The sequence below is a fragment of the Pseudescherichia sp. genome (genome assembly GCF_031998825.1).
Classification (GTDB): Bacteria; Pseudomonadota; Gammaproteobacteria; order Enterobacterales; family Enterobacteriaceae; genus Pseudescherichia.
The window spans coordinates 24652-31084 of record NZ_DAMACX010000043.1 but is presented as its reverse complement, the minus strand read 5'-3'; the positions used below and the strand labels follow the sequence as shown (position 1 = coordinate 31084).

Below are 6433 nucleotides of genomic sequence, written 5' to 3'. Positions count from 1 at the left end.
GAACGGTTCATCGCCTTACACATGATGTAGGAGAGGATCGCACCGGACGAGCCTACCAGCGCACCGGTCACGATCAGCAGGTCGTTGCTGAGCATAAAGCCCGCCGCTGCCGCTGCCCAGCCGGAGTAGGAGTTGAGCATCGACACCACAACCGGCATGTCTGCCCCGCCGATCGACGCCACCAGGTGCCAGCCAAAGGCCAGCGCAATAATGGTCATCACCAGCAGCGCCAGCACCTGCAGCCCTACGCTTTCGGTGCGAACAAACACCAGCAGAAGCAGGAATGAGACCACCAGCGCTGCAAGATTCATCTTGTGACGGTTCGGCAGCATCAGCGGTTTAGAGGAGATCTTACCGCGCAGCTTGCCGAACGCCACGATGGATCCGGTGAAGGTCACCGCACCGATAAAGATACCGAGGAACACCTCTGTCAGGTGAATGTTGACCAGGATCGGCTCAAGTCCCGGCTCGTGATACAGGTAGCTGTTAAAGCCTACCAGCACCGCTGCCAGACCCACGAAGCTGTGCAGGATCGCCACTAGCTCCGGCATCTCGGTCATCTCAACTTTTTTCGCCAGATGGATACCAATTGCGCCACCGATAATCATCGCGACGATGATCCAGGCAACGTTGCCGGTATCCGGCCCAAAGATGGTGGCGATCAGCGCAATCGCCATCCCGGCCATGCCAAAGCGGTTACCCTGCTGAGAAGTCTCATGCTTTGACAGCCCGGCCAGGCTGAAAATAAACAGGATCGCGGCAACAATGTATGCAGCTGTAACTAATCCTCCAGACATGTGCTACCCCTTAGTTCTTCCGGAACATTTTCAGCATGCGCTGAGTGACGGTGAAACCACCGAAAATATTGATACTGGCAATCAGAACGGCAATAAAGCTCAGGAAGCTTATCCAGCCGCCGTGACCGATTTGCAACAGTGCACCGACAACGATAATGCCCGAGATGGCATTAGTGACCGACATCAGCGGCGTATGCAGCGCATGGGAGACGTTCCACACCACGTAGTAACCCACCACGCAGGCCAGTGCGAAGACGGTAAAGTGGCCAAGGAACTCTTTCGGTGCGACATCCGCCAGCCAGCCGAAGAGGATAATCACCAGCGCCATCAGGGCATATTTACGCCACGGCGAAGCGGGAGCCTTGGGTGCCTCAGGCGCTGGGGCGGCTTTCGTGGCCGCCTGCGGCTGGGCAGAAACCTGAATAGGCGGCGCAGGCCAGGTGGTTTCGCCGTCGCGGATCACCGTGACGCCGCGCACCACCACGTCGTCAAAATCGACGGTGACGTTGCCATCTTTCTCTTTGCACAGCAGCTTCAGCAGGTTAACCAGGTTAGTGCCGTAGAGCTGGGAGGACTGGGTCGGCAGGCGGCCCGGCAGGTCGGTATAACCAATCACCTTAACGCCGTTGGCGGTGGTGAAGATCTCGTTGGGCACAGTGTATTCGCAGTTGCCGCCGTTTTGCGCTGCCAGATCGACAATCACGCTGCCAGGCTTCATGGCGTCCACCATCTCACGGGTAATGAGCGTCGGTGCCGGTTTGCCCGGGATCAGCGCGGTGGTCACAATGATGTCCACCTCTTTTGCCTGAGCGGCGAAGAGCGCCATCTCGGCTTTGATAAACGCTTCGGACATCACCTTGGCGTAGCCGTCGCCGCTGCCCGCTTCCTCTTTGAAATCCAGCTCGAGGAACTCAGCGCCCATGCTCTGGACCTGCTCTTTCACTTCCGGGCGGGTATCAAAGGCGCGCACAATCGCGCCAAGGCTGTTGGCCGCACCAATGGCGGCAAGACCGGCAACGCCAGCACCGATGACCATCACTTTAGCCGGCGGCACTTTCCCGGCGGCGGTGATCTGCCCGGTAAAGAAGCGGCCAAACTCGTGGGCGGCCTCTACAATGGCACGGTAGCCAGCAATGTTCGCCATCGAGCTGAGAGCATCGAGGGACTGGGCGCGCGAGATACGCGGCACGGAGTCCATTGCCATTACCGTTACGTTACGTGCAGCAAGCTTCTCAAGCAGCTGCGGGTTCTGTGCGGGCCAGATAAAGCTGACCAGCGTAGTGCCCGGATTAAGGCATTCAATCTCGTCGTCGCCAGGCGCGTTCACCTTAAGAATGATGTCTGATTGCCAGATAGCACTGCCATCGACAACCTCGGCACCCGCCTCGGTAAAGGCATGGTCATCGAAGCTTGCTAACTTGCCCGCGTCGCTTTCGACCGCGACGGTGAAACCCAGCTTCAGCAGCTGCTCGACCGTTTTCGGTGTCGCTGCCACACGGGTCTCATTGGCCAACCGCTCTTTTGGTATACCAATACGCATAGTTTTCCCTTCCATCGGTTTTGAATGATGGTTTGTCAGTTTTTTTCACAGGTATCAAAAAATAAAACCGTAACAAACTTTCTATAACCTACTGAAAATAACGCTTGTGATCTACCGCAACAATTCAGAAATTAAGGTTTTATTAGGGAAAATTGAGCCAGCACGGGTATAAACAGCCCAATTTAACTTTAAATAATGGCAAAGGCCTCATATTCCGCTTACACGAGGCGGCAAAACATGATTTATCGCCGGGCTAGATCCGTATTTTAACAAGGTATTAACTTAAAAAAGTCATATGCTTAATCGCTTTTCCTGGTCAAGCGCCTGTTTTTTCAACATATCGCGTTTTGTTATGCCTGCCCATCGCCTTGTGGGTGCGGGCGGTGAAAAATCTCGCAGACAGTCACAAGATTAAAATGCAATAATCACCCACGTTTTCAAGACATCTCTAATACCAGTATCTGGTTTGCGCAAGGCGAAGGACTATTTTTATGAAGCTTAAGAACACCCTCCTGGCATCCGCACTCCTGTCGGCAACGGCCCTGTCGGCTCATGCCGCAACCGAGTTGACGCCGGAGCAAGCGGAAGCGGTAAAACCCTACGACCGCGTCGTCGTAACCGGCCGCTTTACCGCCATTGGTGACGCTGTCGCCGCCGTCTCCAACCGCGCCGATAAAGAGGGCGCAGACGCTTTCTTCGTGGTTGATACCACTGATGTAGGTAACAGCGGCAACTGGCGTGTAACGGCCGACCTCTATAAAAATGATGCGGCGAAAGCAGACGCACCGCAAAATCGAGTGATCAACGGCGTGACCGAGCTGCCAAAAGACCAGGCCATTGAGCTGGAGCCGTTTGATACCGTGACCGTACAGGGCTTCTACCGCAGCCAGCCTGACGTCAACGCCGCTATCACTAAAGCAGCGAAAGCAAAAGGTGCGGCCTCGTTCTATATCGTGCGCCAGGTTGATGCTAACGACGGGGGTAACCAACGTATTACCGCCTATATCTATAAAGCCGATGCCAAAAAGCGCGTGCTGCAGAGCCCAGATGCAATCCCCGCTGATTCTGAATCAGGCCGCGCCGCGCTGGCGAAAGGCGGTGAAGAGGCGAAGAAAGTTGAGATCCCTGGTATCGCGACCAGCGCCACACCGAGCGCGGAAGTGGGCCGTTTCTTCGAAACACAAACATCGAAGGGCGGACGTTACACTGTCACCCTGCCGGACGGTACTAAAGTCGAAGAAGTGAATAAAATTACCGCTGCGCAGATGGTGCCATTCGATAGCATTAAGTTCACTGGCAACTACGGCAATGGGACCGAAGTCTCTTACCAGGTGGCAAAACGGGCCGCCAAAAAAGGCGCGAAATATTACCATATTACGCGTCAGTGGCAGGAGCGCGGCAACAACCTCACCATCAGCGCTGACCTCTACAGATAATTCTACAAAAGGCGGCTGAGGCCGCCTTTTTCTCGCATTTCTGCAAATTTCTGCCATACATCATTGCATGCGCATCTTCCACTACGTAAAATCCCGCGCCTTAGTATGATCCACGCTATTTATGCGCTCCGGCGAAATAATTATTCTGGATTTGTTGTTTTTCTAACAGGATGCCAATGGAAAAGAAACTTGGCCTGAGCGCGCTGACTGCGCTTGTTTTAAGTTCAATGCTGGGCGCAGGCGTATTCAGCCTGCCGCAGAATATGGCGGCCGTCGCCAGCCCTGCCGCGTTAATGATCGGCTGGGCCATTACCGGGGTAGGCATTCTGCTGCTGGCCTTTGCCATGCTGCTGCTGACCCGCCTGCGCCCGGATCTCGACGGCGGAATATTTACCTATGCCCGGGAAGGTTTCGGCGAGCTGATTGGTTTCTGCTCCGCCTGGGGCTACTGGCTCTGCGCGGTGATCGCCAACGTCTCCTATCTGGTTATTGTCTTCTCGGCGCTGAGCTTCTTCACCGATACGCCCGCGCTGCGCCTGTTTGGCGACGGCAATACCTGGCAATCTATCGTTGGCGCGTCATGCCTGCTGTGGATCGTTCACTGGCTGGTGCTGCGCGGGGTGCAAACTGCGGCGAGCATCAACCTCGCGGCTACGATGGCCAAGCTGGTGCCGCTGGGCCTGTTTGTTGTGCTGGCCGGGCTAGCCTTTAACGCCGACAGGTTTAGCCTTGATTTTACCGGGGTAGAGCTTGGCGTGCCGGTCTGGGAGCAGGTGAAAAATACCATGCTCATCACCCTGTGGGTCTTCATTGGCGTCGAGGGTGCGGTGGTCGTATCCGCACGGGCGCGCAACAAGCAGGACGTAGGCCGGGCTACGCTGATGGCGGTTATCGCCGCTCTGACGGTCTATCTGCTGGTCACCCTGCTGTCGCTGGGCGTAGTCCCGCGTCCGCAGCTGGCGGAGATGCGCAACCCCTCTATGGCCGGGCTGATGGTAGATATGATGGGCTCCTGGGGTGAGGTGATCATTGCCGCCGGGTTGATCGTCTCTGTTTGCGGCGCTTACCTGAGCTGGACCATCATGGCGGCAGAGGTACCTCTACTGGCGGCCAAATACAAAGCCTTCCCGCGTATTTTTGCCCGTCAGAATGAGAACAACGCCCCTTCGGCGTCGCTTTGGCTGACTAACGCCAGCGTGCAGATCTGCCTGATTTTGATCTGGCTCACAGGTTCAGATTACAATACGCTTTTAACCATCGCATCCGAGATGATTCTGGTACCTTACTTTCTGGTGGGCGCCTATCTGTTAAAAGTGGCCCAGCGTCCGCTGCATCAGGCAACGGGTATCGGTGCCTGCATCTATGGCCTATGGTTACTCTATGCCTCCGGGCCAATGCATCTGCTGCTGTCGGTAGTGCTTTACGCACCAGGCCTGCTGGTCTTTCTCTACGCACGCCGCACCCATCCGCAGCGCGATTTGTTACAACGTCACGAAAAGGTGCTGATGGGTCTGCTGCTCATTGCTGCGCTTCCGGCGACCTGGATATTGATGGGGCAGTAACGCTGCCCCACGCTGTAAAACAAGGAGATTACGATGGGAAAAAACGACCCCTGCCCGATTCTGATCACCGGCGGCGGCCGCCGTATTGGCCTAGCCATTGCCCACCATTTTCTCAACCAGCAGCAGCCGGTTATCGTTAGCTACCGCACGCCCTACCCGGCGATTGACGTTTTACAGGAGGCGGGCGCGGTCTGCATTCAGGCGGATTTTTGTCACGACGAGGGTATCCTCGCCTTTGCCGAGCAGGTGAAATCACTTACCCGCGGGCTGAGGGGCATTATCCACAATGCCGGTGCCTGGGTGCCGGAGAAGCCAGGCACGCCGATCACCGAGGTGCTCTGCGCGATGATGCAGATCCACGTCCATGCTCCCTATCTGCTGAATCATGCCCTGGAGAGCCTGCTGCGCGGCCACGGTCACTCTGGCGGAGACATTATCCACTTTACCGACTACGTCGTTGAACGCGGCAGCGATAAGCATATCGCCTATGCAGCCAGCAAGGCGGCGCTGGATAATATGACCCGCTCGTTTGCCCGCAAGCTGGCTCCAGAGGTGAAAGTGAACTCGATTGCCCCGTCGCTGATTCTGTTCAACGAGGGGGATGACGCTGAGTATCGGCAGAAGGCCCTGAATAAGTCGCTGATGAAAATTGCCCCCGGCGAGAAAGAGGTGATCGATCTGATCGACTACCTTCTTACCAGCCGTTTCGTGACCGGCCGTAGCTTTGCGCTCGACGGCGGTCGTCCGCTGCGCTAGTGGAAGCGGCTCCAGCAGAAGATAAGCAGCCAGGCGCTGAGGCTCCAGCAGAGTACCGCCGCCCCCAGCGCCAGCGGCAGCCGCATTGAGGCGGTGAAGTACCAGAGCGACAGCAGGTATAAAAAGTAGGGAATAATAGCCCACATGCCAAACACGATAGTGGTGCGCAGCGCCTCGATACCGTGCTCGGAAGCGACGATATAGTGCGCTATCAGCGCAAAGGTAGGAAACAGCGGGATCAGCCCGGCAATATAGTAATTTTTTGTTTTTGCTAACACGCCAATCAGTAAGACTACCAGCGCGCCAATCGCCGCTTTAACCACCAACCCCATGATTTTTCCC

The 6433-nt window shown here is 56.2% G+C and carries 6 protein-coding genes; 3 read left to right on the top strand and 3 right to left on the bottom strand.

From position 1 onward, the window contains the following. On the bottom strand, positions 1-797 hold a 797-nt coding region (locus tag RTP97_RS17060), incomplete at its 3' end, for an NAD(P)(+) transhydrogenase (Re/Si-specific) subunit beta (protein WP_312415784.1). Positions 798-807: 10 nt separating this feature from the next. Next, positions 808-2337 carry a Re/Si-specific NAD(P)(+) transhydrogenase subunit alpha gene (gene pntA / locus RTP97_RS17055; RefSeq protein WP_312415782.1) on the bottom strand — a complete coding sequence of 510 codons (1530 nt, stop codon included), beginning with the start codon at positions 2335-2337 and terminating at the stop codon, positions 808-810. A gap of 491 nt (positions 2338-2828) precedes the next feature. Between pntA and ydgH the strand changes: the two genes are divergently transcribed. The 3 genes from ydgH to folM all read left to right on the top strand — a co-directional run bounded on the left by ydgH (position 2829) and on the right by folM (position 6091). After that, the gene (gene ydgH / locus RTP97_RS17050) at positions 2829-3773 is read left to right on the top strand and encodes a DUF1471 family protein YdgH (protein ID WP_312415780.1); all 945 of its coding nucleotides are present in this window, start codon (positions 2829-2831) and stop codon (positions 3771-3773) included. A gap of 176 nt (positions 3774-3949) precedes the next feature. Next, on the top strand, positions 3950-5335 hold the full coding sequence (locus RTP97_RS17045) for an amino acid permease (protein ID WP_312415778.1): 1386 nt from the start codon (positions 3950-3952) through the stop codon (positions 5333-5335). A gap of 33 nt (positions 5336-5368) precedes the next feature. Beyond that, positions 5369-6091 carry a dihydromonapterin reductase gene (gene folM, locus RTP97_RS17040; protein WP_312415777.1) on the top strand — a complete coding sequence of 241 codons (723 nt, stop codon included), beginning with the start codon at positions 5369-5371 and terminating at the stop codon, positions 6089-6091. Here the strand turns inward: folM and RTP97_RS17035 are convergent. Next, on the bottom strand, positions 6088-6423 hold the full coding sequence (locus RTP97_RS17035) for a GlpM family protein (protein WP_312415776.1): 336 nt from the start codon (positions 6421-6423) through the stop codon (positions 6088-6090). The two genes, folM and RTP97_RS17035, sit on opposite strands and share 4 nt — an antisense overlap. Between the last annotated feature and the right edge of the window lie 10 nt (positions 6424-6433).